The organism is Frigoribacterium sp. NPDC087798 (assembly GCF_044742985.1).
GTDB lineage: Bacteria > Actinomycetota > Actinomycetes > Actinomycetales > Microbacteriaceae > Frigoribacterium.
In genome coordinates, this window is the sequence record NZ_JBIUVP010000002.1 from 67,622 (window position 1) to 92,504 (window position 24,883).

A 24,883-nucleotide genomic window follows, 5' to 3' on the forward strand; every position below is an offset into this window, starting at 1 on the left:
GCGCGGGTAAGATCCGGAGCATGGCTGACACGGATTCCGGAACCCTCTACTCGCACCCCGACCGCAACCTCGGCATGGAACTGGTCCGGGCCACCGAGGCGGCCGCGATCCGTTCGGCGCCGTTCATCGGCAAGGGCGACAAGAATGCCGCCGACAAGGCCGCGGTCGACGCCATGCGCAAGTTCTTGGGCACGGTGGCGTTCGACGGCGTGGTCGTGATCGGCGAGGGCGAGAAGGACGAAGCCCCGATGCTCTTCAACGGCGAGCACGTCGGCAACGGCTTCGGCCCGGCCTGCGACATCGCCGTCGACCCGATCGACGGCACGAGCCTCACCGCGGCGGGACGCATGAACGCCCTCTCGGTGATCGCCGTCAGCGACCGCGGCAGCATGTACGACCCCAGCGCCGTCTTCTACATGGACAAGATCGTCACCGGCCCCGAGGGCCGCGGCATCATCGACCTCGACCGTCCCATCGGCGAGAACATCACCGCCCTGGCCGCAGCCAAGGGCATCGCCGTCGAGGACATGCAGATCGCCGTCCTCGACCGTCCCCGTCACGCCGACCTCATCGCCGAGATCCGGGCCGTGGGCGCGTCGACCCGCCTGCTCCTCGACGGTGACGTCGCCGGTGGGATCAACGCGGCCCGTCCCGACTCCCGAATCGACATGTGCGTCGGCGTCGGTGGCACGCCCGAGGGCATCATCACGGCCTGCGCGGTCAAGGCCCTCGACGGCCTGATCCTCGCCCGCCTCGCCCCGAAGGACGACGCCGAGCGCCAGAAGGCGATCGACGCCGGTCACGACCTCGACCGCGTCCTCGACCAGGACGACCTCGTCACGGGCGACAACGCGTACTTCGTCGCCACGGGTGTCACCGACGGTGCACTCGTCGCGGGCGTCACGCGCAAGCAGGGCATGATCCGCACCTCGAGCATCGTGCTGCGCTCGCACTCGGGCACCATCCGCCGGGTCGAGGCCGACCACCTCGTCTCGAAGTGGTACGGCGAGAAGGCCTGATCGGCGCGACACCCGCCTGACACGACGAACGCCCGGCCTCGGCCGGGCGTTCGTCGCACCGGGGGTCAGTCGTGGTCGGTGCTGCCCTCGACGAGGGCCGACGCGAGTTCGGGGGCGGTGAGCTCTCGGGGAGACTCCTCGACGATCGTCGGGGTCGCGAGGACCTTGGACTCGTCGAGCATGCTGAGCCGACGGGCCGACGGGAGGACCGTCCGCTCGAGCGACCCGACGAACCGGTTGTAGTCCGTGACGCCGGCGCGCAGCGACCGGCCGAGCTTGTCGACGTGGCCGGCCATGGTCGACAGCCGACCGTAGAGTTCGCGGCTGAGGTCGAAGAGCTCTTTCGCCTCGGCGGTGACGACGTCCTGTTGCCAGCTGAAGGCGACCGTCTTGAGCACCGACCAGAGGGTCACGGGCGAGGCGAGGGCGACGCGCTTCTGGAAGGCGTAGTCCATCAGGGCCGGGTCGGCCTCGAGGGCGGACGACACGAGCGACTCGCTCGGGATGAACGCGATGACCAGCTCGGGCGAGGACTCGAGCCCGGCCCAGTACGTCTTGCCCGCCAGGGCGTCGACGTGGGCACGCAGTGCCTTGACGTGCTGCCGGACCAGCTGGTCGCGTCGTGCGCCCTCGTCGCCCGTGGCGGATGCGGGGATGGCGCTGGCCTCGAGGTAGGCGGAGAAGGGCACCTTGGCGTCGACCGCGATGTTCTTGCCGCCGGGGAGGTGCACCACCATGTCGGGGCGACCGGAGCCGGCGTCCGACGAGATCGACGTCTGCACGTCGAAGTCGACGCGCTCGACGAGACCCGCGGCCTGCACGACGTTGCGCAACTGGGTCTCGCCCCAGACGCCGCGCGTGCTGTTCGACTTCAGCGCGGAGGCGAGCGACTCGGCCGTCCCGCGGAGCCGTTCACCCGATTCGGCGGCGGTGCGGAGCTGCTCGCTGAGGGCGCCGTACTGGAGGGTGCGTTCGGCTTCGAGCTCGGCCACCTTCTGCTGGACGGCCTGCAGGCTCTCGGCCACCGGGCTGAGCGCGACGAGCACCTGACCGTCGGTGCGTGCCCTCTCGGCCTCGGCGATGCGGACGTCGCGGAGGCGGTCCTGGAACTCGCGGAGGCGGTCTTCTTGCTGCGCGATCTGTCGACGGTACTGGTCGTCCTGACCCTCGAGGCGCTCGCGCGACGCGTCGGCCACGGCGCGGGCTGCGGCGAGGTCGGACGACAGGCGTGCCGTCGCCTCCGCGGCGCGGGTGCGGGCGACCAGCGCCCCGACGGCGACGCCGAGGACGAGACCGAGCAGCAGGGCGAGGAACAGCGCGAGCGGAAGGGGCATGGCGGAAGTGTGGCAGCGGCCACCGACACCGGTCGGGAGTCGACGCGGTGGGGTCGCGGGAGACCGACGCGCCCCGGGGGCGTCGGACTGGCGTGAGGGAGGCGCCTAGCCGAAGGCCATCGGGCGTCGGTCGGCCCTGGGCACGGCGGGCGCCGTCGGCGCCCCGGCCGGCTGCAGCACCTTCACCTTGACCGACGCGATCGTCGCGAGTTCGGACAGGTCGGAGGCGCCGTGGAACAGTGCGGCGTGGGCGACGATGGCCGCACAGGCCTCGGCGTCGGCGAGAGCGTCGTGGTGGGAGAAGGCGTCGAACCCGGCGGCCGTCGCGGCGATCGGCAGCCGGTACGAGTCGAGCGAGTAGGTCTTGCGGGCGACCTGCAGGCTGCAGAGGTACGACCACGGGGGAGGGGTGAGCCCGGTCGCCGCGCAGGCGGCCTTGATGACGCCCATGTCGAAGCCGGCGTTGTGGGCGACGAAGACGTCGTCGCCGGCGAAGTCGGCGAGCAGCTCGAACTGTTCGGCCCAGCCGAAGGCGCCGACGACGTCGTTCGCGACGATGCCGTGGATGCGGGTGTTCCACTCGGAGAACTCGTCGTGCCCGGTGGGTGGCTGGATCAACCAGCCGACCTTGTCGACGACGACGCCGTCGCGGACCTTGACGAGGCCGACGGAGCAGGCACTGGCGCTGCTCGAGTTCGCGGTCTCGAAGTCGATCGCGGTGAAGTCGATGGGCATTGACTCATGCTCTCACGCGCCTCCGACACCGCCTCCCCAGGCGCGGTGGGCGACCGTTCCCTCCACGGCGGACGCGGTTCCGACGGCACGGCTCGGCAGGCCCGGTACGCTTGACCCTCGTGGCTCTCACTATCGCGATCGTCGGACTGCCCAACGTCGGCAAGTCCACCCTGTTCAACGCCCTGACCAAGAACCAGGTGCTGGCGGCGAACTATCCGTTCGCGACCATCGAGCCCAACGTGGGCATCGTCAACCTGCCCGACCCGCGCCTCCAGGTGTTGGCCGGTCTCTTCGGCAGCGAGAAGATCCTGCCCGCGCCGGTGTCGTTCGTCGACATCGCCGGCATCGTCAAGGGGGCGAGCGAGGGCGAGGGGCTCGGCAACAAGTTCCTGGCGAACATCCGCGAGGCCGACGCCATCGCCGAGGTCGTGCGCGGCTTCGACGACCCCGACGTCGTGCACGTCGACGGCAAGGTCGACCCCGAGAGCGACATGGGCACGATCAACACCGAGCTGATCCTCGCCGACCTCGAGACGGTCGAGAAGGCGCTCGTCCGGTACGAGAAAGAGCTGCGGCTGAAGCGCGTCGAGCCGATCGTGCACGAGACGGCCGTGGCCGCCAAGGAGGCGCTCGAGCGTGGCGAGGCGCTCTCGGCCACGAGCATCGACCTCGAGCCGATCCGCGAACTCGGGTTGCTCACCGCGAAGCCTTTCATCTACGTCTTCAACGTCGACGAGGCCGTCCTCACCGACGAGGCGCGCAAGGCCGAACTGCAGGCCCTGGTCTCGCCGGCCGAGGCGATCTTCCTCGACGCGCAAGTCGAGTCCGAGCTGATCGGCCTCGACGACGAGGACGCCGCCGAGCTGCTCGCGTCGCTCGGGCAGGACGAGTCCGGTCTCGACCAGCTCGCCCGCATCGGCTTCGAGACGCTCGGGCTGCAGACCTACCTGACGGCCGGCCCGAAAGAGACCCGCGCCTGGACGATCGGCAAGGGCTGGAAGGCCCCGCAGGCCGCCGGGGTCATCCACACCGACTTCGAGAAGGGCTTCATCAAGGCCGAGGTCATCTCGTTCGACGACCTGGTCGAGACCGGCTCCATCGCGGAGGCGCGCTCGGCCGGCAAGGCCCGCATCGAGGGCAAAGAATACGTCATGCAGGACGGCGACGTGGTGGAGTTCCGTCACAGCTAGACGTTTGCCGATCATGTCGGCGATCATATGTTCACTGAACGAAGGGACCGTCATGGCTGACGAGTGGCAAGTAGCAGAGGGAACCGGCTGGATCGAACTCCGCGGTTTTGGGCGAATGAACCCTCGACGGGACAACGTTGCCGGGGGTCGTCAGTACTTCACCGCCCAGCTTGACAATGACGAGTACGCGACTGCTGCGGGCTCCGGCATCACCGAGGGCCCAGAGACCTGGCACTTCGAGTTCGACGAACCGTTCCTCCTCGCCGACAGTCGGGGAGGGCACTGCCTTGAAGTCACCATCTCGCTGCTCGCAGGGGGCCGCTACGCGGTGAAGTATCGGCCCGGCTCGTGGCCTGAGGGTGGGACTGGCGGCTGGTGACGCAGGGCAGAATGCGTCGAGGTCTACTTCTAAATTCTGATTTCCGGGTGTCGCTACTGTAAGAACATGACGACTTCACCATTCGCGGACTGGGTCCACGAAGCGCCAAAACACTACGACGCACCGACTCGCCGGTTCATGGCTGAACGGGGGTTCTTCTCGCCCAACTTCGTTCTCGTTACGATCACGCCCGACTCAGGCTCACGGCTACCTAGGCACTGGGGACTCGACGATTTGCTCAAGCTGGCTGCCGAAGCCTACGGGGGTACGGGGTTGCAACTAATGAACAGCGAGTGGCGGCTCATGCCTAGTGATGGTCTCGAGCGGCTTAAGGGTCTGTTCCTCGACATGGAAATTCGGGACCGACTGAAAGTGCGGGACCTGCCAACCCGGGAAGCCCTGGCCTAAGGCTTTACGCGCGGCGGTCCGGACACGACTAGTCCCCGTCCGGACCCTCCAGGGGGAGATCCACGTCGCGCTGCTCGAGGTGACGTAGCCGAGTTCCGTCACAGCTTGACCCTAGATGCTTAGCATCGCGCTCAAGAGTAGGACGCAGCTTGACCCTAGATGCTTAGCATCGCGCTCAAGAGTGGGACGCAGCTTGACCCCTCTTACCCGGCCTTACGTGACGGGGAGGGCCGCGGCAGTCGCAGCCAGCTTGGCCGCGACATCATCGAGTGAGGATTCAGCGGTGTTTAGGCCCGCGTGTGAGGCCAGCATCGGGCTGATGTCCAGAAGCTGTTCGTAGGTGACGCCGTGCGTGACTGGGATGACCCGCTGGTGGTTCAGAAGGACCGCCAATTCCTTCTCGGCGATTCCCTCCTTCTCAATGCTCTTGAGCAGGGCGGGGGTGACCAAGACGATGCCGATGCGAGAGTTGCGAAGTCCCTTGTCGATTTCGCGGAGCATGAGGGAGCCGAGGGGAATGTCGTCCTCGGAGAACCACACCGATGCCCCATTGGTTTTGAGGGACGTCCTCAGCTCGGCTGCGGCGCCCTGTCGATCGTCCCATGCATGGCAGAGGAACAGGTCCCGTCGATCCGGGTTGACCCGGGCTTGCTCCACAGCCTTTTCGGCGTATGGCTGCATCCCGCGCCACTCCGCCGACGTGAAGGAAACTGTTCCGCCAGCCCTGGTCCGACGTGAAGTTCCACCGCCCGAGGTGCTGCTCCGGCTCCCTCCACCGCTCCCTGAGGGCCGACTCGGGGTTGACGTGTAGGAGGGATAGGACGGGTATGAGGAGCCGTACGACCCCCGGCCTCCGCATGACGGACAGGCGGCGCGTCCACTAGCGGTGCGGTGACCTTGACTAGGTGCTGTGCATCGTGACATGTCCGTAGGGTAAGTGACCTTCCTAGACTTTCTCGTTGCCTCTCCGCAACTGCCGTCACTAGCAATCCGACTCAGGCGTGGCGGCTGGGCCCGTCGTGTTCCATCCCAGGGTCTTCGATGCGCTGGCGAAGCTCGGGGTAGCGACGCTCTCAGCCAAAAATCTCGGGGTCGTTCGTCATCTCGTCGTCTCGTCTCGTCGTTCACCAGTTCGGCAGTCGCCGCGCTGTCTTCTTCGCTGCGTTCGTCTCGGCTGCACCGAGCCGGCCACCTGCCCTCGCGTTGCAGGTGCGGTGGGCTGGACCGAGGTTCGCGCTGCTGCTGTCCCCGCCCAGGCTGAGCGGCACGATGTGGTCCACCTGCCACGCCATCTCCTCGGCCACGGTTCTGCCGCACACGGTGCAGGGCGCGGGCAGGGTGGCTGCGATCCGGGGCTTCCACTTCCGTAGGTCCTTGCTGGTCCACCCGCCGGAGCGGTGGTGGATGCTCATCTGCTGCTCCTGCCTTTGCTCCTCCAGGTCTTTCCCGGAGGCCCTGCTCTTTCGGCCTCTCCGGGGTGCTCCCTGCTCCGCCTCCCTATAGGTCGGCGGAGCATAGGAGCACTCCCCGGCCCTGCTCCTAAGGAGCGACGGGAGCGCTCCCGGAGCGCTGGGACTTCCACTCGTTGAGGGCCACGAGGGCCCGTGATCCGCCCCACTTCATGCGTGTCTGCACGTCTCGCTGCGACGTCGGAGGCGGGTTCAGGAGGTCGAGCCGGGCAGCGTCCACCCGCGCCTTCGCGTCCTCGAGCTGCGCCTCCGTGAGGACGGGACCCGGAGCATCGAACCTCCAGTCGCTGGTCGGTGCGTCGATGACGAACGTCGTGACCGTGGGCTCTCGGACGCCGTTGCTGCTGGCGTCGAGCCCGCCTCGCACCGAGCCGTGCCGGTCCTTTAGCAGACGCACGCTCGCGGCTCCACCCTTGCCCGGCGCGAACGCCTGGCTGGCCTCCACGCGGTACAGCGCGCCGTCGACCGCCCGCTTCTTGGCGATGGTGCCGGTGCCACCGAAGGCGCGACTCTCGGAGCCCTTGGCGAGGTGGTCGATGGTGAGCACCGCCGCCCCTGCTCGAGCCGCTGCCGTGAGCACGGCGCGGTGCACCTTGGTGTACTCGTCCGAGGAGTCGGACGACGCCCCGAATATGGGCAGAAGCTCGCCCATCGAGTCCACGACGAACAGGTCAGCGCCCTCGCTCACGACCACTCGACGACGGCCAGGACGCCCGCCTTCTCGTCGGGCTGAGCGAATCGGAACCGGTCGAGGTGCGCCTTGCCACCCAGCGACTCGACGCGCCCTCGGAACGCCCTCGCTCCGTTGTGGTCGAGGTCGAGCCAGACGACCGTGCCGCCGTCTTGAGCGACCTGAAGAGCCAGCGCGAGGGCCACGAGGGACTTGCCCTGTTCCGGGTCACCGATTAGCCCGTTCACGGCCCCTGCGTAGAGGAGTCCGAGCCCGTCCACCCGCTGCCCGATGGTCGCCACCACAGGGTCGGATGAGTCGAGGTCGAGCAGGTCGACGAACATCAGGACATCGGGCTCGTCCGGCCCCGGAGTAGCGTCCGAAGCCCAAGCGTCGTACTGGTCGCCCTCGGCCTTCCTCGCTGCCATGAACTCGGGCGAGACGGCCATCTGCTCGCTGGGGCTCATCGCCATGTAGCGCTCCCAGAACGGCTGGGGCGGTGGCGTGGGGCCTCGTTCGAGCGGAGGTGTCGGCGCGCCCTGCCTGGCGTCGTCAGTGATCCCGCTGAGGTCGATCGTGAACCAATCGTCACCGCCGCTCACGGTCGGAACCTGTTGGGGTCGTACGGCAGGTGTGCGGGCACCCACGTGTCGACGGGGCCAACTGGTCGGCATTGTATCTCGGCCCAGGTCGAGGGGTGGCGTGTGCTGCAGCCGGCCGGCTCGGCGTCAGTCAGCTCGCGCTCACGCCACAGGTCGAACGGACGGTGCCCGCCTGTCTCGACGTAGACCAGATACTCGTAGGTGTCGACCTCCTCGCAGAGGTCCTGCCAGCTCTGCTCGTCCTCGAGAGTCCAGCCCTTGGGGACCTGCTGCGTGACCTTCATCGGGTCACCTCGGCGGCCTTGGCGAGGAGTGCGTGGAGGGCTGGGTCGGTCGCCCAGTCGTTCATTTGCTGCGCCAGCTCGGCGCTCATGGTCAGCTCGATCACTTGGCACCGCCCAGGGCTGCGGTGATGCGTGCGATCTGGCTGGACGTGAGGGGCGGCGCTTCGGCCACGACCTTCTCGATGTGCCTGGTGATCTTGGCGGTAGCGAGGTTGGCTCGTGCCTCGGTGAGGTCGGGACTGTCAGGGCTCCACCGGCTGAGGGCGGCGACCCGTCCCGAGTCGTGCTCGATGTCAGGAGTAGTTGGCACGGAAGGCTCCAAATGACGAAATGGAGCCGCGTGCCTTCGACGGGATCGGTTTCCGCCCTGACGGCGGTCTACGTCTGTTGCTGTCGAACTAGCCTCGCGCGGCGAGGTGTGTCCAGATTAAGTGATGCGCGATACGCGCGCAATCCGTAGTACGGTTTGACCTGGGTTTTTGTGGTACAGATGTACCTCACGAACGCCAGGTTATGACGACAGATGACGGGTCAAACGTTCGGCTGCCCCTCGTTCCGCGGTGCAGCGTGACGACCATGAATGCGTCGATGAGTGCACGGCGTCGGTCGAGCGAGAGAGCGTCGAGGCCCGCGGCAAGCTCGTCCTTGGTGATCCCCGTGAGGGCCGGCGACACGATGGCCGCGATCTGCCGGTCCAGGTCCTCAATGCGGGCGGTGAGCTTTGCGGCGGCTGCCTTCACGTCGGAGGGGCTGAGCGTGCCGTCCGCGAGGAGCCCGGCCAGGTCGGACTTGCGCCCACGCAAGGCCTCGGCTTCGACTCGCAGGGGATCGAGGTCGGGGCTGGGCGCGAGGGCGTGCCGGGCATCCTGACGCCCCAGGCGGGCGTAGAGCACGGCGAGCACGTAGTCGTCGACCGGGCCCATCGTCCGGACCAGGCCGCATGAAGGGCACCAGTACCGGCCACCGCTGCCGGCGGTCCGCACGGTCGATCCGCACTCGCAGACGAACAGGGAGGTCCCGAGGGCCTTCCGCGCCGTCGAGCCCGTTCGGTTCGCCACCCTCGTCGGGTCGCTGAGCTTCCGGCTCACGAGGTCGAACAGGTCACCGCTGACAATGGGCTCCCATGCGCCCTGCCCGACGACCTCGCCCTTGTAGACCCGCCGCCCGGCGTAGCGGGCATTCGTCAGCGCGGTCCGCACGCTCGACGGCGTGGACTCGTGCCGGTGAGCGAGGGTCCGGAGGGTGTCGCCCGCGGCGAACTGCTCGAACATCGCGCGAATGCGCGCGGCCTCGTCCTCGACGACCTCGCCCGCCGTCGTGTAGCCGGTGAGCCGGACGCCCTTCGGGATGCCGCCCCGTGCCGCCCGGTCCGCGTTCGCGCGCGTCTGGCGCTCGCCCTTCCGGCGCACCTCGAAGCGGGCGATGGAGGCGAGCATCGCGCCGCGGAACTCGCCGTCCGCGGTGGAGAGGTCAATCTCGCCGTTCACGGTCACGACCTGGAGGCCGTGGTCGATCAGGGTGTTCAGGTCGCGCGTCGAGCGGAGGAGCCGGTCGAGGTCCACGGCCACCACGACGTCCACGAGGCCAGCGTCAGCGTCGGCCAGCATCCGGCCCCAAGCCGTGCCGGCTCCTCGTGCCTTCGAAGCGGACACGTCGTTGTCGACGTACTCGCCCGCGACGGTCCAGCCTCGAAGCTCGGCAAGCGAGCGGGTGCGCTCTAGCTGGCGGTCGATGCCCTGCTCGTCGCCCTTCGACTGACGGAGGTAGAGGGCTGCGCGCGAGGTCATTAGAGCGTGGTGCAGAACGCGCTGGTCTGCGTCGGGGTCGGCAGTATCTCGTCCACGACTTGGTTGTTGAGCGTGATGCGGCAGCCCGCATTCCCGCCCGACAGGCTCGCGGTCCCCGCCGCGAGGTACGGGTCCGAGAGGTCGTACTCGCCCGAGCGGTAGACATGCTCGTAGGGGAGAGTCACGTTCTCCTGGCTCTGCGTGCCCTCGCGGTTGTAGACGACGGTGGCCTCACCAGAGCCCAGGAACTCGACCTTGGTCACGAAGGTCTCAGCGGTGGGCGTCGGCTCTGGTGCCGGCGCGGGTGCCGGGGCTGGCGTCGAGGTCGCCGTCGGTCGAGGCGACTTCGCCATCGGTGTCCAGTCCGCTGACGGTCCGCCGCTTGCCGACGACCCCTCGCTCGAGGGCTGGTCGGCGGTGGTGCAGCCGGTCAGGATGAGGAGCGCCGCGAGGACGGGCACGACAAGGGCGCGTGAGGTCATGCCGAGAGCATATGTCTAACTGCGACGGAACGTGGTGGAGTTCCGCTTCAATAACTGACCCGCGGGCTCGGGGCGAGCGCCACTCATCTACTCTCAAGCATGAGCCAAACGGATTCCCCGCCCACCGGCACCACCTCCGGCGCCCCCGCACTGCTGCGCCTCGGCGTCCTGGCCACCTCGCGCAAGCCCGACGAGCGGCGCCTGCCGATCCACCCCGCCCACCTCGACCGCATCGACGCCGACCTGCGCGCGAGCATGACCCTCGAGCGCGGCTACGGCCTGCGCTTCGGCATCCCCGACGCCGACCTCGAATCCCTCGTGGCGATGGCCGACCGCGAGCAGATCGTCGCGGACAGCGACGTCGTCCTGCTGCCCAAGCCCCAGGCCGCCGACCTCGAGGGCCTGCGCGACGGTCAGACCCTCTGGGGCTGGCCGCACTGCGTCCAGGACCGCGAGATCACCCAGCTCGCCATCGACAAACGGCTCACCCTCATCGCGTGGGAGGCCATGAACCACTGGCAGTCCGACGGCGGCTACGGCCTGCACGTCTTCCACAAGAACAACGAGCTCGCCGGCTACTGCTCGGTGCTGCACGCCCTCCAGCTCTGCGGCTCGACCGGCGACTACGGCCGTCGCCTCAGCGCCGTCGTCATCGGCTTCGGCGCCACCGCCCGCGGCGCCGTCACGGCCCTCAACGCCCACGGCATCCACGACGTGCGCGTCCTGACGAACCGCAACATCGCCGCCGTCGGCTCGCCGATCCCGTCGGTCGACATCTTCCAGTTCGAACACGACCCCGAGACGCCCGGTGCCAGCACCGTGAACACCCCCGACGGGCCGATCGCCCTCGCTCCGTTCCTCGCCGCAGCCGACATCGTCGTCAACTGCACCCTCCAGGACCCGAACGCCCCGCTCACCTACCTGCGCGAGACCGACCTCGACGCCTTCCGCCCCGGCAGCCTCATCGTCGACGTCTCGGTGGACGAGGGCATGGGCTTCGACTGGGCCCGCGCCACGACGTTCGCCGAACCGCTCGTCACGGTGGGCGCCACCACGAACTACTACGCCGTCGACCACAGCCCGTCGCTCCTCTGGAACTCCACGACGTGGGAGATCAGCGAAGCCCTCCTCCCGTTCCTCCGCACCGTCATGGAGGGGCCGACCTCGTGGGCGGCGTCCGACACGATCCGCCGCGCCGTCGAGATCGCGGAGGGGCGGGTCGAGAACGAGGCGATCCTCGAGTTCCAGCACCGCGCCTCCTCGTACCCGCACGCACCGCTCGACTGAGCGGAGCCGCAGGCCGGGCGGTCGCGGGGACGGCTCAGACCGCAGGAGGCGCGGCGAGGGCCGCGAGGACGCGCCCGGCCCCGAAGTCCCACGCCTCGTCGACGTCGCCGCCCAGCTGGAAGCCGCCGTTGAGCTCCATGATGACGAAGCCCGCCACCCATGCCGTGAGGGTGCGGGCGGCGTCCAGGGCGTGCGCCGGCCCGACGAGCTGCTCGCCGACCCGGAGGGCGGCCGCGCTCGCCGCGGCGCCGAACTCGCGTCGCGCGGTGGGGACGCCGGGCCCGGGCGTCATGACCAGTTGGAACGCGGCCGGACGTTCGTGCCCGAAGGCCCGGAAGGCGTCGAGCACCTCGCGGGCCGACCCCGCCCCGTCGAGCCGCGCGGCCAGGTCGGTGAGGGTGGCCTCCGCGACCGACCGCAGCAGCGCCTCCCGGTTCTCGACCCTCTTGTAGAGCGAGGGCGCACGCACGCCGACCCGTGCCGCGACCGCGGCCATCGTGAGGCCGGACGGGCCGTCGGCCTCGAGCAGCTCGCGCGCGGCGAGCAGGATGGCGTCGGGTGAGGTGCGGTCGGGTGTGGGCATCCGTCGAGTATAGCTATTGACAATAGCCATGATGGCTAACTACCGTAGCCATCATGGAACTCGCCCCCTCCCTTCACCGCATCGGCAACGACATCGTCGCCGCGTACCTCGTCGTCACGCCCGAGGGCGTGACCGTGATCGACGCCGGTCTGCCCGGCCTCTGGTCCGAACTCGTCTCCGAGCTGGCCTCCGTCGGACGCACCCTCGACGACGTGAAGGGCGTCGTCCTCACCCACGGTGACTCCGACCACGTCGGCTTCGCCGAGCGGCTGCGTCGCGAACACGGGGTGCCCGTGTACGTCCACGCCGCCGACGCCTCGCGGGCGAAGGGCGGGCCGAAGCCGAAGAACGGCATGCCGCCGATGAAGCTCGGCCCCCTGCTGGGGTTCGCCGGCTACAGCCTGCGCAAGGGCGGGGCGAGGACCGCGTGGCTCACCGAGGTCGTCGAGGTGCACGGGGGCGAGACGCTCGACCTGCCGGGTGCGCCTCGGATCATCCCGATGCCCGGGCATTCCGAGGGCAGCATCGCCGTCTTCGTCCCGGGCGTCGACGCCGTGTTCGTGGGCGACGCCCTGACCACGCGCCACGTGACGACCGGGCACGTCGGGCCCGCCCCGGCTCCGTTCACCGACGAGCCCGAGCGGGCCCTCGCCTCGCTCGACGCCCTGCTCGGGACCGGTGCGACCTGGGTGCTGCCGGGCCACGGCGCTCCCTGGGACGGTGGCGTGGCCGCGGCCGTCACCGCCGTCCGCGCCGCCGCCCGCTGACCCGACCGGGCCGGCTCGGACGGCGCCGCCCGGCGTCGGGCCGACCCGGGGTCAGACCCCGACCGGCACCGCCGCCGGCGTCACCCGCACCAGCACGGCCTTCGACACCGGGGTGTTGCTGCCGATCGACGCGCTGTCGAGCGGCACGAGCACGTTCGCCTCGGGGAAGTACGCGGCGGCGCACCCGCGGGCCGTGGGGTAGGCGACGATGCGGTAGTCGCGGAGCACCCGCTCGACGTCGTCGGTCCAGACCGTCGACACGTCGACCTTCTGGCCGTCGGTGAGCCCGAGGTCGTCGAGGTCGAGCGGGTTGACGAACACCACGTGCCGACCCTTCTTGATGCCGCGGTAGCGGTCGTTGAGGCTGTAGATCGTGGTGTTGTACTGGTCGTGCGAGCGCAGGGTCTGCAGCAGCAGCGTCCCCTCGGGTCGTTCGACGTGCTCGAGGTCGTTGACCGTGATCATCGCCTTGCCGACCTTCGTCGCGAAGGTCCGCGAGTCGCGCGGCCCGTTCGGCAGCACGAAGCCGTCACGGCTGCGCACCCGCTCGCTGTAGCGCTCGAAGCCCGGCACGACCCGGCTGATGTGGTCGCGCAACGTGTCGTAGTCGTCCTCGAAGCCCTTCCAGTCGATCTCGAGGTCGGCCCGGTCGCCGAGCGTCGCCCGCGCCAGGCGACTGACGATGGCGACCTCGCTGAGCAGGTCGGGCGCGACCGGCGGCACCTGGCCGTGGCTGCCGTGCACCGAGCACACGGTGTCCTCGACCGAGACGAACTGCGGCCCGGCCTCCTGCACGTCGATCTCGGTGCGGCCGAGCGTCGGCAGGATGAGCGCCTCGGCGCCGACCACGGCGTGCGAGCGGTTCAGCTTCGTCGACACCTGGACGGTCATGTCGGTCCCGCGCATCGCGGCCTCGGCGAGCTGGGTGTCCGAGATCGCGGCCACGAGGTTGCCGCCCATGCCCATCCAGAACTTGATCCGCCCCTCCTGCATGGCCTTGATGCCCTTGAGGGCGTCGACGCCGTGCTCGCGCGGCGGGTCGAAGCGGAACTCCTTCTGCAGGGCGTCGAGGAACTCGTCCGAGACCTGCTCCCAGATGCCCATCGTGCGGTCGCCCTGCACGTTGCTGTGCCCCCGGATCGGCGAGGCGCCGGCACCCGGCTTGCCGATGTTGCCGCGCAGGAGCAGCAGGTTGATGATCTCCTTGATGGTGTCGACGGCCTTGCGGTGCTGCGTGATGCCCATCGCCCAGGTGATGATCACGCGGTCCGAGGCCAGGTAGCGGTCGGCCAGCTCGTCGATCTCGGCCCGGTCGAGCCCGGTCGCCAGCAGCACCTCGTCGTCGTCGACCTGCGCGATGTGCCCGCGGAAGGCCTCGAGCCCGACGGTGTGCTCGGCCAGGAACTCGTGGTCGAGCACCGTGCCGGGGGCGGCGTCCTCGGCCTCGAGGACGCGCTTGGCGACGGCCTGCAGCAGTGCCATGTCGCCACCGAGCCGGATCTGCAGGAACTGGTCGGCGATCTCCGTGCCGCGACCCGCGACGCCGCGCGGCAGCTGCGGGTTCTTGTAGCGACGCAGGCCGGCCTCGGGCAGCGGGTTGACCGCCACGATCTTCGCGCCCTTGAGCTTGGCGTCCTCGAGGGCCGTCAGCATGCGCGGGTGGTTGGTGCCCGGGTTCTGCCCGAGGATGACGATCAGGTCGGCCTGCTCGAAGTCGTCGTAGGCGATGGTCGACTTGCCGATGCCGACCACCTCGGCCATGGCGAGGCTCGTCGACTCGTGGCACATGTTCGAGCAGTCGGGCAGGTTGTTCGTGCCGAAGGCGCGCACGAACAGCTGGTACGCGAAGGCCGCCTCGTTCGAGGTGCGGCCCGAGGTGTAGAACGACGCCTCGTCCGGGCTGTCGAGCGACCTCAGCTTGTCGCCGACGATGCGGAACGCCTCGTCCCACGACACCTCGCGGTAGTGGTCGCTGCCGGCGGGCTTGTGCACGGGCTTGGTGAGGCGGCCCTGCATGCCGAGCCAGTACTCGGTCTTGTCGAGCAGGTCGGTCACCGAGTGCTCGGCCCAGAACGTGTCGGGCACGAGCACCGGGTTGGCCTCCCAGGTGACCGCCTTGGCGCCGTTCTCGCAGAACTCGGCGACCTTGCGGTGGTTCGGGTCGGGCCAGGCGCAGCTCATGCAGTCGAAGCCGTCCTTCTGGTTCAGCGACGTCATGAGCTTGACGGTGCGGGCCAGCCCGAGCTGCTTGATGGCCGGGTCCATCGAGTGCAGCACGCCGGGCACGCCGGCGGCCCACTCGCGCGGGGGGCCGACCTCGATGTCGGCATCGGTCACGTCGGAGACGGGGGGTTTCTCGGTCACGGTCTGGTTCCGATCGTCAGGGGGACGGGCGAGGAGGCGCGCGTCGCGCCGCCGGGGGAGTCGGGGGCGTGGGCGTCGGCGGCGTGAGCAGCGTCGGGGGACGAGGAGGCGCGGGTCGCGTTGTCGACATCGCGCGAGTGGGCCGACGGCTCGGTCCCGTCGGGCTCGCCCAACCGGTCCGGTCGCGAGTAGACGACCATCGACCGGCCGCGGAGGAACCCCACGATCGTGACGCCCAGCTCGGTCGCGAGGTCGACGGCGAGCGACGACGGTGCCGACACGGCGGCGAGCACCGGGATGCCGGCCATCGACGCCTTCTGCGTGAGCTCGAACGAGGCGCGACCCGAGACCATCAGGACGGTCCCGCCCAACGGCAGCCGCGCCTCCTTGACGGCCCAGCCGACGACCTTGTCGACGGCGTTGTGCCGACCGACGTCCTCGCGCAGGACGAGCAGCTCGCCCGTGCGGCCGTCGAAGAGTGCAGCGGCGTGGAGCCCGCCGGTCTTCTCGAACACGTCCTGGCCCTCGCGCAGGCGGTCGGGGAAGGTGGCGAGCAGGGCGGGGTCGACGACGAGGGGGTCGTGCCGCACGTCGTGCTGCGACGTCGTGCGGACGGCGTCGATCGAGGCCTTGCCGCACAGCCCGCACGAGCTGGTCGTGTAGAACGCCCGCTCGAGGCTCGGGTCGGGCGCCGGCACCCCGGGCGCGAGCGTGACGTCGAGCACGTTGTACGTGTTGAGCCCCTCGGCGGTGGCCCCGGCGCAGTAGCGGGCGGCGAAGAACTCGTCACCGGTCGAGATGACGGCCTCGGACACGAGGAACCCCGCGGCCAGGTCGAAGTCGTGACCGGGCGTGCGCATGGTGATGGCGAGCGACGTGCCGCCGACGCGGATCTCGAGGGGTTCCTCGACCGCGAGGGTGTCCATGGTCTTGCGGACGCCCGCGCTGCCGTCGTCACCGACCGTGATGCGGGTCACCGGTTTGCGGGACGTGATGCGTGCCATGGGTCAGGTCTACCCCTCGAACCCCGGAATCGAAAGCCGGCGGGGTCCGCGCCTCACCACGGGAGGCCGAGCGAGGGGACGACGTCGCCCGCCCGCGCCCCGCCCTCGGGCACGACGAGCAGCCCGTCGGCGTCGGCCAGGCCGCGCAGCATCGCCGACGACTGGCGCTCGGTCGGCACGGCTCCGTCCGGGGTCGCCCGGTACGCCTGCACGAGCGCGCCGGGTCGGGGGTGGGCCACGTCGACGGCGAGCGTGACGGACCCGGGAGGCGCGGGTCGCCTCCCGAGGAGGCCGTCCACCACCGCGGTCCCCACGACCACGAGCCCCACGTAGGCGGCCATCGGGTTGCCCGGCAGGCACAGGTAGACCGTGTCGCCGCGGCGCGCCACGACCAGGGGCTGCCCCGGACGCATCGCGAGACCGTCGACCACCAGGTCGGCGCCCAGCCGGTCGAGGGCGGCGCGGACGTGGTCGGTCGGGCCGTGCGCGGTGCCGCCGGTCGTCACCACGAGGCGACGGTCCGGGCGGTCGAGGGCGGCGATCGTCGCGTCGAGGTCGTCGGCCACCCGCGTCGTGGTCGCGGACGCCGTGCCGAGGGAGCCGAGGAGGCGCGGCACCGGCACCGAGAACACGTCGCGGACCGTGCCGCGCTCGGGCACGCCCTCGGCCACGACCTCGTCGCCGAGCACGGCCAGGGCCACCGTCGGGCGGGTCACCACGGGCACGGCGTCGTGCCCGCCGAGGGCCAGCACGGCGACGCGGGGCGGGGTGAGGAGCGTGCCCGCGGTGATCAGGGCGTCGCCGCGGTCGATCTCTTCTCCGGCCCGCCGGACGTGCGGCGGGCGGCGGGGGTCGTCGTCGGCCGTCAGGACGCCGTCGGCCACGTGCCCGGACTCCGAGCGCAGCACCCGGTCCGTCCCGTCCGGGACGACGGCGCCCGTGGTGACCGGTCGCGCGACCCCGGTCGGCAGCGACCCGCCGTCGTCGTCGGCGACCCGGCCCGCGACGATCGACGGGCCGAGTCGCCAGGGGCCCTCGCCGGCGACCGCCCAGCCGTCCATCGCCGAGACGTCGGAGCCGGGCACGCGCGCGAGGCTCGTGGCGTCCCGGGCCAGCGTGCGACCGACCGCGTCGGCGAGCACGACGGTCTCGAGGTCGCGGGGCAGGGCCCGGGCGGCGTCGGACGCCTCGGCGCGGGCCACCCGCCAGTCGGCCCGCCGGACCGTCACGCCGGGTCGGCCGTGGCCAGGGCGGTGGCGGTCGCGGTGGCCCGGTCCAGCTCGGCCTGCGAGCCGCCGGCGAGCCCCGCGGCGTAGCCGACGAGGAACGTCGTCAGCGGGGCGGCCGGGCGGGCGACGCCGTGCGCCGCGTCGCGGGCGAGGTCGAGAACCACGGGGACGTCGACCACGAAGTCGTCGGGCAGGCCCAGGGCCCGGACGAGTCGTGCGGCCCAGGCGTCGAGTTCGGCAGGTGTGTCGGTCATGGTCGACACTCAACCAGTCGCGTCGGCCTCGCGCCGGACGACACCCAGGCGGTCGGCGTCGGCGACGGTGTCGACGTCGGCGCAGAGCGCGTCGGGCACGGGGACCTCGAGCAGGTCGAGCCCGTCGAGCAGACGGCGGAGCGACAGGCCCTCGAGGGGGCCGTCGGCCCGCAGTCCTCCGAGTCGCGTCCGCAGGGCGTCGGTCCGGTAGAGAGCGAGCAGTGGCTGACGTCGCCCGTCCGAGTCGACGGCGAGCCGGCCATCCCGGTGTTCGTCGTCCTCGGCGCCGCCGGCGAGGAGGGCCGCCACGGCCTCGGGCGCCCGCGGCAGGTCGCAGGCCAGCACGAGTGCCCACGGTGCCGGGTCGCCGACGACGGCGAGACCGGCCGCGAGGGCGGCCACCGGCCCGGACCAGGCGGGCTCCTCACGGGTGAGCAGGGCTCCGGCGGGCGGCACCCGACCGTCGCGCAGGCCGACCACGACGAGGGTCCGGGCTCCGGTCGCCGCCTGGACGGCCCGGTCGAGGAGCGTCGCGTCGCCACTCGTGAAGCCGGTCTTGTCGGCACCGTGCACCCGGGAGGCGCGACCCCCGGCGAGCAGGACGGCGTCGAACCCGGCGTCCCCGGTCATGCCCTGCCTCCCGCGTCCACGCCGCGAGCCTAGACCTGCCCTCGACCGGCGTCCCCGGGGCGAGGCCATCCCGGAGGATGATCCGTTGTCGTCCTCGGAGCCGAGGCTTCCTCGCGTCGTCGTCGATAGGCTGGAGACATCAGCCGACAGACCGGTCCGGCATCGGCCTGCTAGGGGGAGACGACCATGAAGCGTTCCGTGAACACCGCCCTCGTCGGTCTGGCGCTGGCCGGACTGCTGGCCGGTTGCGCGCCGGCGACGGGTGGAGCGGGTGCGTCGACGTCCGGTCCGACCGCCCCGGCGACCGACGTCGCCGCCTCGCCCGAGGCCACGGCGACCCCGTCGGAGACCCCGACGGCGACTCCGTCGCAGACCCCGACGACGCGGCCCGTGTCGATCCCGACGGACTGCACCGACCTGGTGGACGCCGCGACCTACGCCGCCACGATGGGCGACGCCCCCCTCAACGACCCCGCCTACTTCGGTCAGCCGATGGGACAGGTCGCTCCCACGGCACCCGGCGCCGACGCCGACCTGAGGGACGTCGTGGCGTCCGCCCAGGTGCTCCGCTGTGGCTGGGCCGACGTGCGGGCCGACGTCACGGGCCTCTTCGCCGACGTCAGCACGGTGGACGCCGCGACGGCCGCGGCGTATCCCGCCTGGCTCGCCGAGGGACGCGAACCCACCTCGGTCTTCTGGCTCGACGGCGTGGTCTACGACTGCTCCGAGGCGTACGGCGGCTCGCTCTGCCAGTACGTCACGACCCACCCGATGTACGGCGTCGACATGGCGGACACCGTGCTGGTGCGCGACGACGTCGTCGTCACGGTGTCGCAACGGAATTTCCCGACCGACGACCTCATGGGATCGATCGTCACGCGCCTCTGGGGCTGAGGAGCCACCGACGCCAGGAGGCGCGGTGCCGGTCGAACAGGCACCGCGCCTCCTAGGTCTCCGACGGGCGTCAGCCCGCGGCGACCTGCTGGTCGCGCTTCGGCAGCACCCAGCCCGGACGGACGAAGTGGCAGGTGTAGCCGTAGGGGTCCTTCTCGAGGTAGTCCTGGTGTTCTTCTTCGGCCTCCCAGAAGTCGCCGGCCGGGGTGACCTCGGTGACCACCTTGCCGGGCCAGAGGCCGGACGCGTCGACGTCGGCGATGGTGTCGAGGGCCGTCGCGCGCTGCTCGTCGTCCGCGTAGAAGATCGCCGAGCGGTAGCTGTCGCCGACGTCGTTGCCCTGGCGGTCCTTCGTCGACGGGTCGTGGATCTGGAAGAAGAACTCGAGGATCTCGCGGTACGAGGTCAGACCCGGGTCGAACACGATCTCGACGGCCTCGGCGTGGCCGCGGTGGTTGCGGTACGTCGCGTTCGGCACGCTGCCGCCCGAGTAGCCGACGCGGGTCGAGACGATGCCCGGTCGGCGGCGGAGCAGCTGCTGGGCGCCCCAGAAGCAGCCGCCCGCGAGGATCGCGGTCTCGGTCGTGCCGCTGGGGGCGGGGGTGGATTCGGGGGAGAAGAGCGTCATGTAGGCACCGTATCCTTCGGTTTCGAGTGAGGCGTGGGGGACGAAGCGGAGAGCCGCCGAGTTGATGCAGTAGCGCAGCCCGCCGGTCGCGGTGGGTCCGTCGCGGAAGACGTGGCCGAGGTGGCTGTCCCCGGCGGTCGAGCGCACCTCGGTGCGCTTGAAGAACAAGCCCTCGCGCTTCTCGACGACGTGTTCGGCATCGATGGGTCGCGTGAAGCTCGGCCAGCCGGTGCGGCTGTCGAACTTGTCGACCGAGGCGAACAGGGGCTCGCCCGAGACGACGTCGACGTAGATGCCCGCGTCCTTCGAGTCCCAGAACTCGTTGCGGAAGGCGGGTTCGGTGCCACCGCCCTGGGTCACGCGGCGCTGGGTCGAGGTGAGGCGGGCGACCGCCTCGGGGTCTTTCCGGTACTGGTCCGACATGATGCCTCCTGTTCGTCGGCGTCGGTGCGATCGGATGGGTCGGGTGCCCGCGGTCGCCTCGATGCCTCTCACGACAACAACCGGACGGCGCCGGGTGTTCCGTCGGCCTGCGAGGATCGACGCATGAGCCTGATCCGACTGAACGACGTGACCGTCCGCTTCGACGGCACCCCGGTGGTGCGCGAGGCGTTCTTCCGCCTCGACGAGAAGGAGCGCGTGGGGATCGTCGGTCGCAACGGCAGCGGCAAGTCCACGCTGCTCAAGCTGATGCTCGACCAGGTGCAGCCCGACGAGGGCACGGTCACGCTCGAGCAGGGCGTCCGGGTGGGGTACTTCTCGCAGTTCTCCGAGCTCGACGGCACGCAGACCATCGTCGAGGTGCTGACCGGGCTCTTCGCCCACGAGCGGGCGATCGAGGCCGACCTGGCGCAGATCGACGCCGACATCGCCGTGGTCGCGATGGACCCCGACGGCGGGGACGCCCTCGACCAGCTGATCCACCGACAGTCCGAACTGTTCGCCGAGATGGACCGGGTCGACGGCTGGGAGTACCCGCGCCGCATCGACACGGCCCTGAGCGTGCTCGGATTCAGCGACGCGCACCGCACCAGCCCGATCGACGACCTCAGCGGTGGTTGGCGCAACCGCGCGGCCCTCGCGAAGATCGTCCTCGAGGACCCGGACGTGCTGCTGCTCGACGAGCCCACGAACTTCCTCGACGTGGCCGGCGTCGAGTGGCTCGAGTCGTGGTTCCGCGACTTCCACGGCGCGGCCGTGGTCGTCTCGCACGACCGCAGCTTCCTCGACGCGGTCGTCACCCGCATCGTCGAGGTCGAGAACTTCCACCTGCACGACTACCCGGGGGACTTCGCCGAGTACGTCGTGCAGAAACAGTTCCGGCTGAAGAGCCTCGAGCAGCAGTTCGTGCACGAGTCCGAGCTGCTCGCGTTCGAGGCCGAGGGCATCTCGGACCGCCGCGACGCCGCCAAGGCCGCCAAGCGCCAGGACGGCGGCGACCTGCTCAAGCAGCTCGCCAAGGTCAAGAAGTCGCGGGCGCCCCGCCCCGTCGACCAGATCATCACCGAGATCTACTCGGGGCTGCACGTCAAGGACGTCCTGTGCCGGGTCGACGGTCTCGGCAAGGCCCGCGACGACCGGACGCTCTTCGACGACCTCACGTTCGAGCTGCGGCGCGGCGACCGCCTGGTGATCACGGGGGCGAACGGCAGCGGCAAGAGCACGCTGCTGCGGGTGCTGACGGGGGAAGAACGCGCCGACGCCGGTCGGGCCGCGTGGGCGGGCGGGGTCAAGGTGGTCTCGTACGACCAGGTGCTGGCCGAGCTCGACGACGACGACACCGTCACGCACTCGGTCAACGCGATGCCCGACAGCCTCGCCCTGACCGCGACGCGGAAGTCCGTCGGGCGGTTCCTCGCGATGTTCCAGTTCAGCGAGGCCGATCTCAAGAAGCGCATCGGCGCGCTCTCCGGTGGTCAGCGGGCCCGCGTCGCGATGGCGCAGTGCCTGCTCTCGGGGGCCTCGGTGCTGCTGCTCGACGAGCCCACCAACCACCTCGACGTGCCGAGCGCCCAGGTCATGGAGCGGGCGCTGCAGCACTTCCCCGGGGCGGTCGTCGTCGTCAGCCACGACCGGTTCTTCGCCGACAAGGTCGCCACGCGGCGTCTGGTCTTCGGCGCGGACGCCGACCGTCCCGAGCGCGTGGTCGTCACCGCCGCCTGAGCCGCGGCGCGCCGGGCGCGGTGCGCCGGGCGCGGGTCGGGTCCGCGTGCGGCCGGGCTCAGCCCTCGGTCGTCAGCTGCCGGACGACCTCGGCGACGCCCGAGACGACGAGCCCGGACGCACCCCCGTCGAGTGCGGCGCGAGCGGCGTCCAGGTCGGACACGATGTGGCCGAGGACCGGCTTGCCGGTGGCCGTCATCGTCGCCCAGGTCGCGGCCGGGGCGGACCAGTCGAGGCCCAGCATGCTCCAGCTGGCGGAGGTCCGGGTGAGCAGCTCGGGGTCGGCCGCCACCTCGTCGGCGTAGTAGTACCCCCAGGTCGCGCACCCCTCGGAGGCGGCGAGGTCGCCCCACTCGGTCTGCGTGCAGTACCCCTTGCCGACGAGCGTCTGCGCCACCTCCGACGTCCCGAGGTGCATCCATGCGATCTCGAACAGCTCGGGGTAGAAGCGGGCGTCGACGTACTTCGGGTCGACGAACAGGGCGTGTTCCCGGCCGAACTCGCGCACGATCTCGTCGAAGCGGGCGTACGGCTGGTCGGACTGCTCGGGGTCGTTCGTCTCGGCCGCCGAGATGCGGTACTGCTGCACCTCGCTCCACGTGTGGTCGGCGGGGACGAACCCGGTCGTGCCCGAGGTGCGGTCGAGGGTCTCGTCGTGCAGTCCGAACCAGACGCCGTCCGAGGTGCGGGAGAGCGACACCTCGAGCCCGTCCACCCCGGCGGCGACCGACTGCCGGTAGGCGAACATCGACATCTCGGGCCAGTCGCCGGACCCGCCGCGGTGGGCGACGGTGGAGGGCCGAGCCGCCAGGAGGGCGTCGACGGGCCGAGGAGGCGCGGCCCGGGTGACCGGCGCCTCCTCGCTCAGTCGCGCGGAACGCAACCCGAGGGCGACGGCGGCCGTCCCGAGGACGGCGACGCCGCCGACGCCGAGCAGGACCGTTCGACGGGAGAGGCGTGCCAAGGGCTCGGGCGTGCGGGGCATGTGCCCACTATGGGGGGAGACCGGGTGCCGCGCCGACCACCGCCCGCCGGATCACCCGTCGTTCGCCCGGTTCAGTCGGCCGCGTACTCGTCGAGTGCGGGCAGCGGGCGACCGTCGTGGTCCCACATCGCCTGGTTCTCCCACGCGTTGCCCGAGGTCGGGTCGTCCGGGTCCCATCCGGCACCGTCGACCGCGGTCCACGCGGGTTCCCACGCCACGACGCCGATTCCGCGGCCGCCCGGGGCCGAGGCCACGACGTCCTGGATCGCACGGAAGTTCGCGGCCTGCCCCTCGGGCGTCGCGGGGTAGCCCGCGACGAGCTGCGACGGGTCGACGACGACGTTCTCCCAGAGGTGGTCTGGGTCGTCCTCGAGCGTCCAGGGGTAGGACGTCTCGACGATCAGCACGTCGCGGTCGTAGCGCTCGGACAGCGTCGTGATCGCCTGCTGCATGCCCGACAGCCCGCCGTGCCAGTAGCCGTAGTACGACAGGCCGATCAGGTCGAACGGCACGCCGCGCGAGGTCGCCTCGTCGAACCACCAGGTGAGGCCGTCGACGCCGGCGTTGATGTTGGTCAGGTGCAGCACCACCTGCGTCGTGGGCGAGACCTCCTTCACCGCCGTCGCTCCGGCCGTGAGGAACATCGCCAGGTTGCTCCACTGCGCGCCGCTGACGCCGTCGCTCGGGTCGACGTCCCAGGTCTGGCCCAGCGGCCAGACCATGCCGGGGTTGATCTCGTTGCCGACCTGCACGGCGTCCGCGGTGATCCCCTCGGCGGCGAGGGCGTCGAGCACGCTGCGGGTGTGGTCGTGGATCCTCGTGGCGACCTCGGGGGCGCTCAGCCCGAGCCAGGCCCTCGGCATGGTCTGGGCGCCCGGGTCGGTCCACCGGTCGCTGTAGTGGAAGTCCACGAGCAGCTGCATGCCCGCCGCCTTCACCCGCGCCGCCATCGCGACGACGTCGTCCTGGTCGTTGTAGCCGTCGGTCGGGTCGACCCAGACCTTCAGCCGCACCATGTTCGCCCCGTGGTCCGCCAGCTGCGTCACCGGGTCGGTGGGGCGGCCGGCGGCGTCGAGGTAGACGGCTCCGCGATCCTCGTTGCGGGGCAGACCCGACAGGTCGGCACCCCGCACGTCGCGCGTCACCCGCCCGGGCGTGACGGTGACGTCGTCGATGCTCGCCCAGGTACCGGCCGCACCACTCGTGGTGAACGTCGGAGTGCACTGGCTGTGCGTCACCTCGGCCGAGACCGAGAGGCGCAGCCACCCGTCGTCGGACTCGGTCGAGGGGATCACCGTCGTCGCCGCGGCGTCCTTGCTCGAGCCGGTGCCGCACCCGGTCAGCGAGAGCGTGCTCGAGGCCAGGCCGCCACCGCTCTTCACCCAGGCCGAGAAGGTCCACCACCCGGGCATGACCTTCTTGAGCTTCTGGCTGGTCGTGGCCGTGCCGGCCGTCGGCAGCACGTGCGTCAGGCGCGTGGCCGAGTCGTGCCCACCCGCCTCGAGCGTCGTGGTGCCCGACCCCTTCGAGACCCAGCCCGTCGCGCCGTGCTCGAAGCCGGGGTCCTGCACGACGACGGGGCGAGGAGCCGGGCCGCCGGGCACCGCGGTCGCGGGGGCGCCCGACAGCAGGCCGGCTCCCAGGGCCGCCGTGGCGAGGGCGGCGCCGACGGCGAGACCGCGCCGGCCCCTCCGGTCGACGTGGGGCCGGGGGGTGGTGGTGGGTCGTGTCATCGC

26 protein-coding genes are annotated in these 24,883 nt (G+C 70.8%); 7 read left to right on the forward strand and 19 right to left on the reverse strand.

Translation table 11 applies throughout. From position 1 onward, the window contains the following. Positions 1-20: 20 nt before the first annotated feature. Positions 21-1,019 carry a class II fructose-bisphosphatase gene (glpX, locus tag ACIOSR_RS07315; RefSeq protein ID WP_043597850.1) on the forward strand — a complete coding sequence of 333 codons (999 nt, stop codon included), beginning with the start codon at positions 21-23 and terminating at the stop codon, positions 1,017-1,019. Between the two features lie 65 nt (positions 1,020-1,084). Here glpX and ACIOSR_RS07320 read toward each other — a convergent pair whose 3' ends face one another. Together ACIOSR_RS07320 and ACIOSR_RS07325 are read right to left on the reverse strand one after the other, a co-directional pair. Then, positions 1,085-2,353, reverse strand: coding sequence for a DNA recombination protein RmuC (locus tag ACIOSR_RS07320; protein ID WP_173152830.1), 1,269 nt, complete (start codon positions 2,351-2,353; stop codon positions 1,085-1,087). Positions 2,354-2,458: 105 nt separating this feature from the next. After that, positions 2,459-3,088 carry an exonuclease domain-containing protein gene (locus tag ACIOSR_RS07325; protein WP_192122767.1) on the reverse strand — a complete coding sequence of 210 codons (630 nt, stop codon included), beginning with the start codon at positions 3,086-3,088 and terminating at the stop codon, positions 2,459-2,461. Positions 3,089-3,207: 119 nt separating this feature from the next. Here ACIOSR_RS07325 and ychF point away from each other — a divergent pair, with 119 nt between their 5' ends. Continuing rightward, a complete protein-coding gene (gene ychF / locus ACIOSR_RS07330; protein WP_402752245.1) occupies positions 3,208-4,278 on the forward strand; it encodes a redox-regulated ATPase YchF in 1,071 nt (356 codons plus the stop codon). Between the two features lie 52 nt (positions 4,279-4,330). After that, the gene (locus ACIOSR_RS07335; RefSeq protein ID WP_402752246.1) at positions 4,331-4,657 is read left to right on the forward strand and encodes a hypothetical protein; all 327 of its coding nucleotides are present in this window, start codon (positions 4,331-4,333) and stop codon (positions 4,655-4,657) included. A gap of 621 nt (positions 4,658-5,278) precedes the next feature. On the opposite strand, the gene ACIOSR_RS07340 is transcribed toward ACIOSR_RS07335, so the two are convergent. The 8 genes from ACIOSR_RS07340 to ACIOSR_RS07375 form a co-directional block, all read right to left on the reverse strand. Beyond that, on the reverse strand, positions 5,279-5,746 hold the full coding sequence (locus tag ACIOSR_RS07340; protein ID WP_402752247.1) for a toll/interleukin-1 receptor domain-containing protein: 468 nt from the start codon (positions 5,744-5,746) through the stop codon (positions 5,279-5,281). Positions 5,747-6,189: 443 nt separating this feature from the next. Continuing rightward, positions 6,190-6,477 carry an HNH endonuclease gene (locus ACIOSR_RS07345; RefSeq protein WP_402752248.1) on the reverse strand — a complete coding sequence of 96 codons (288 nt, stop codon included), beginning with the start codon at positions 6,475-6,477 and terminating at the stop codon, positions 6,190-6,192. 127 nt (positions 6,478-6,604) lie between these two features. Beyond that, positions 6,605-7,222 (reverse strand): hypothetical protein, encoded by a 618-nt coding sequence (locus ACIOSR_RS07350; RefSeq protein ID WP_402752249.1) that lies wholly within the window; start codon positions 7,220-7,222, stop codon positions 6,605-6,607. Next, positions 7,219-7,677: a hypothetical protein gene (locus tag ACIOSR_RS07355; RefSeq protein ID WP_402752250.1), complete on the reverse strand. Its 459-nt coding sequence runs from the start codon at positions 7,675-7,677 to the stop codon at positions 7,219-7,221. The genes ACIOSR_RS07350 and ACIOSR_RS07355 overlap by 4 nt, the downstream gene beginning before the upstream one ends. 125 nt (positions 7,678-7,802) lie before the next feature. Further along, positions 7,803-8,090, reverse strand: coding sequence for a hypothetical protein (locus ACIOSR_RS07360; RefSeq protein ID WP_402752251.1), 288 nt, complete (start codon positions 8,088-8,090; stop codon positions 7,803-7,805). Positions 8,091-8,190: 100 nt separating this feature from the next. Continuing rightward, on the reverse strand, positions 8,191-8,400 hold the full coding sequence (locus ACIOSR_RS07365) for a hypothetical protein (protein WP_402752252.1): 210 nt from the start codon (positions 8,398-8,400) through the stop codon (positions 8,191-8,193). A 187-nt stretch (positions 8,401-8,587) separates the two neighbouring features. Continuing rightward, positions 8,588-9,877 carry a recombinase family protein gene (locus ACIOSR_RS07370; RefSeq protein WP_402752253.1) on the reverse strand — a complete coding sequence of 430 codons (1,290 nt, stop codon included), beginning with the start codon at positions 9,875-9,877 and terminating at the stop codon, positions 8,588-8,590. Continuing rightward, entirely contained in the window at positions 9,877-10,359 is a 483-nt protein-coding gene (locus tag ACIOSR_RS07375; RefSeq protein ID WP_402752254.1) for a hypothetical protein, read from the reverse strand. Before ACIOSR_RS07375 ends, ACIOSR_RS07370 begins: the two co-directional genes overlap by 1 nt. A 99-nt stretch (positions 10,360-10,458) precedes the next feature. On the opposite strand from ACIOSR_RS07375, the gene ACIOSR_RS07380 reads away from it, so the two are divergent. After that, the gene (locus ACIOSR_RS07380) at positions 10,459-11,646 is read left to right on the forward strand and encodes a N(5)-(carboxyethyl)ornithine synthase (RefSeq protein WP_402752255.1); all 1,188 of its coding nucleotides are present in this window, start codon (positions 10,459-10,461) and stop codon (positions 11,644-11,646) included. A 34-nt stretch (positions 11,647-11,680) separates the two neighbouring features. Here the strand turns inward: ACIOSR_RS07380 and ACIOSR_RS07385 are convergent, their stop codons facing one another. Beyond that, a complete protein-coding gene (locus ACIOSR_RS07385) occupies positions 11,681-12,229 on the reverse strand; it encodes a TetR/AcrR family transcriptional regulator (protein ID WP_159825655.1) in 549 nt (182 codons plus the stop codon). Positions 12,230-12,282: 53 nt separating this feature from the next. Here ACIOSR_RS07385 and ACIOSR_RS07390 point away from each other — a divergent pair, with 53 nt between their 5' ends. After that, positions 12,283-12,996 carry an MBL fold metallo-hydrolase gene (locus ACIOSR_RS07390; RefSeq protein ID WP_402752256.1) on the forward strand — a complete coding sequence of 238 codons (714 nt, stop codon included), beginning with the start codon at positions 12,283-12,285 and terminating at the stop codon, positions 12,994-12,996. A 51-nt stretch (positions 12,997-13,047) separates the two neighbouring features. Here ACIOSR_RS07390 and ACIOSR_RS07395 read toward each other — a convergent pair whose 3' ends face one another. Genes ACIOSR_RS07395 through ACIOSR_RS07415 form a run of 5 tightly spaced genes read right to left on the reverse strand, consistent with a single transcriptional unit; the run spans position 13,048 to position 18,477 of the window. After that, complete coding sequence (locus tag ACIOSR_RS07395; RefSeq protein WP_402752257.1) at positions 13,048-15,360, reverse strand: FdhF/YdeP family oxidoreductase; 2,313 nt, start codon at positions 15,358-15,360, stop codon at positions 13,048-13,050. Next, positions 15,357-16,364 (reverse strand): formate dehydrogenase accessory sulfurtransferase FdhD, encoded by a 1,008-nt coding sequence (gene fdhD / locus ACIOSR_RS07400; RefSeq protein WP_200413583.1) that lies wholly within the window; start codon positions 16,362-16,364, stop codon positions 15,357-15,359. Before fdhD ends, ACIOSR_RS07395 begins: the two co-directional genes overlap by 4 nt. Positions 16,365-16,417: 53 nt before the next feature. Next, a complete protein-coding gene (locus tag ACIOSR_RS07405) occupies positions 16,418-17,593 on the reverse strand; it encodes a molybdopterin molybdotransferase MoeA (protein ID WP_402752258.1) in 1,176 nt (391 codons plus the stop codon). Beyond that, positions 17,590-17,847: a DUF6457 domain-containing protein gene (locus ACIOSR_RS07410; RefSeq protein ID WP_158612919.1), complete on the reverse strand. Its 258-nt coding sequence runs from the start codon at positions 17,845-17,847 to the stop codon at positions 17,590-17,592. Before ACIOSR_RS07410 ends, ACIOSR_RS07405 begins: the two co-directional genes overlap by 4 nt. 9 nt (positions 17,848-17,856) lie before the next feature. Next, positions 17,857-18,477 carry a molybdenum cofactor guanylyltransferase gene (locus ACIOSR_RS07415; protein ID WP_402752259.1) on the reverse strand — a complete coding sequence of 207 codons (621 nt, stop codon included), beginning with the start codon at positions 18,475-18,477 and terminating at the stop codon, positions 17,857-17,859. A 186-nt stretch (positions 18,478-18,663) separates the two neighbouring features. Here ACIOSR_RS07415 and ACIOSR_RS07420 point away from each other — a divergent pair, with 186 nt between their 5' ends. After that, positions 18,664-19,371 carry a hypothetical protein gene (locus ACIOSR_RS07420; protein ID WP_123571577.1) on the forward strand — a complete coding sequence of 236 codons (708 nt, stop codon included), beginning with the start codon at positions 18,664-18,666 and terminating at the stop codon, positions 19,369-19,371. A gap of 70 nt (positions 19,372-19,441) precedes the next feature. Here the strand turns inward: ACIOSR_RS07420 and ACIOSR_RS07425 are convergent, their stop codons facing one another. After that, on the reverse strand, positions 19,442-20,422 hold the full coding sequence (locus ACIOSR_RS07425) for a bifunctional methionine sulfoxide reductase B/A protein (protein WP_192122759.1): 981 nt from the start codon (positions 20,420-20,422) through the stop codon (positions 19,442-19,444). Between the two features lie 123 nt (positions 20,423-20,545). Between ACIOSR_RS07425 and ACIOSR_RS07430 the strand changes: the two genes are divergently transcribed. Next, complete coding sequence (locus tag ACIOSR_RS07430; protein WP_402752260.1) at positions 20,546-22,162, forward strand: ABC-F family ATP-binding cassette domain-containing protein; 1,617 nt, start codon at positions 20,546-20,548, stop codon at positions 22,160-22,162. Positions 22,163-22,220: 58 nt separating this feature from the next. Here ACIOSR_RS07430 and ACIOSR_RS07435 read toward each other — a convergent pair whose 3' ends face one another. Further along, a complete protein-coding gene (locus ACIOSR_RS07435) occupies positions 22,221-23,147 on the reverse strand; it encodes a glycerophosphodiester phosphodiesterase (protein WP_402752261.1) in 927 nt (308 codons plus the stop codon). A gap of 71 nt (positions 23,148-23,218) precedes the next feature. Beyond that, positions 23,219-24,880, reverse strand: coding sequence for an arabinogalactan endo-beta-1,4-galactanase (locus tag ACIOSR_RS07440; RefSeq protein WP_402752262.1), 1,662 nt, complete (start codon positions 24,878-24,880; stop codon positions 23,219-23,221). Between the last annotated feature and the right edge of the window lie 3 nt (positions 24,881-24,883).

Bases quoted from the DNA above. Each gene is read 5' to 3' on its own strand.
- glpX (WP_043597850.1), top strand. From the start codon at position 21: ATGGCTGACACGGATTCCGGAACCCTCTACTCGCACCCCGACCGCAAC.
- ACIOSR_RS07320 (WP_173152830.1), bottom strand. From the start codon at position 2,353: ATGCCCCTTCCGCTCGCGCTGTTCCTCGCCCTGCTGCTCGGTCTCGTC.
- ACIOSR_RS07325 (WP_192122767.1), bottom strand. From the start codon at position 3,088: ATGCCCATCGACTTCACCGCGATCGACTTCGAGACCGCGAACTCGAGC.
- ACIOSR_RS07335 (WP_402752246.1), top strand. From the start codon at position 4,331: ATGGCTGACGAGTGGCAAGTAGCAGAGGGAACCGGCTGGATCGAACTC.
- ACIOSR_RS07340 (WP_402752247.1), bottom strand. From the start codon at position 5,746: ATGCAGCCATACGCCGAAAAGGCTGTGGAGCAAGCCCGGGTCAACCCG.
- ACIOSR_RS07345 (WP_402752248.1), bottom strand. From the start codon at position 6,477: ATGAGCATCCACCACCGCTCCGGCGGGTGGACCAGCAAGGACCTACGG.
- ACIOSR_RS07355 (WP_402752250.1), bottom strand. From the start codon at position 7,677: ATGGCGATGAGCCCCAGCGAGCAGATGGCCGTCTCGCCCGAGTTCATG.
- ACIOSR_RS07360 (WP_402752251.1), bottom strand. From the start codon at position 8,090: ATGAAGGTCACGCAGCAGGTCCCCAAGGGCTGGACTCTCGAGGACGAG.
- ACIOSR_RS07370 (WP_402752253.1), bottom strand. From the start codon at position 9,877: ATGACCTCGCGCGCAGCCCTCTACCTCCGTCAGTCGAAGGGCGACGAG.
- ACIOSR_RS07375 (WP_402752254.1), bottom strand. From the start codon at position 10,359: ATGACCTCACGCGCCCTTGTCGTGCCCGTCCTCGCGGCGCTCCTCATC.
- ACIOSR_RS07380 (WP_402752255.1), top strand. From the start codon at position 10,459: ATGAGCCAAACGGATTCCCCGCCCACCGGCACCACCTCCGGCGCCCCC.
- ACIOSR_RS07385 (WP_159825655.1), bottom strand. From the start codon at position 12,229: ATGCCCACACCCGACCGCACCTCACCCGACGCCATCCTGCTCGCCGCG.
- ACIOSR_RS07390 (WP_402752256.1), top strand. From the start codon at position 12,283: ATGGAACTCGCCCCCTCCCTTCACCGCATCGGCAACGACATCGTCGCC.
- fdhD (WP_200413583.1), bottom strand. From the start codon at position 16,364: ATGGCACGCATCACGTCCCGCAAACCGGTGACCCGCATCACGGTCGGT.
- ACIOSR_RS07410 (WP_158612919.1), bottom strand. From the start codon at position 17,847: ATGACCGACACACCTGCCGAACTCGACGCCTGGGCCGCACGACTCGTC.
- ACIOSR_RS07415 (WP_402752259.1), bottom strand. From the start codon at position 18,477: ATGACCGGGGACGCCGGGTTCGACGCCGTCCTGCTCGCCGGGGGTCGC.
- ACIOSR_RS07420 (WP_123571577.1), top strand. From the start codon at position 18,664: ATGAAGCGTTCCGTGAACACCGCCCTCGTCGGTCTGGCGCTGGCCGGA.
- ACIOSR_RS07425 (WP_192122759.1), bottom strand. From the start codon at position 20,422: ATGTCGGACCAGTACCGGAAAGACCCCGAGGCGGTCGCCCGCCTCACC.
- ACIOSR_RS07430 (WP_402752260.1), top strand. From the start codon at position 20,546: ATGAGCCTGATCCGACTGAACGACGTGACCGTCCGCTTCGACGGCACC.
- ACIOSR_RS07435 (WP_402752261.1), bottom strand. From the start codon at position 23,147: ATGCCCCGCACGCCCGAGCCCTTGGCACGCCTCTCCCGTCGAACGGTC.
- ACIOSR_RS07440 (WP_402752262.1), bottom strand. From the start codon at position 24,880: ATGACACGACCCACCACCACCCCCCGGCCCCACGTCGACCGGAGGGGC.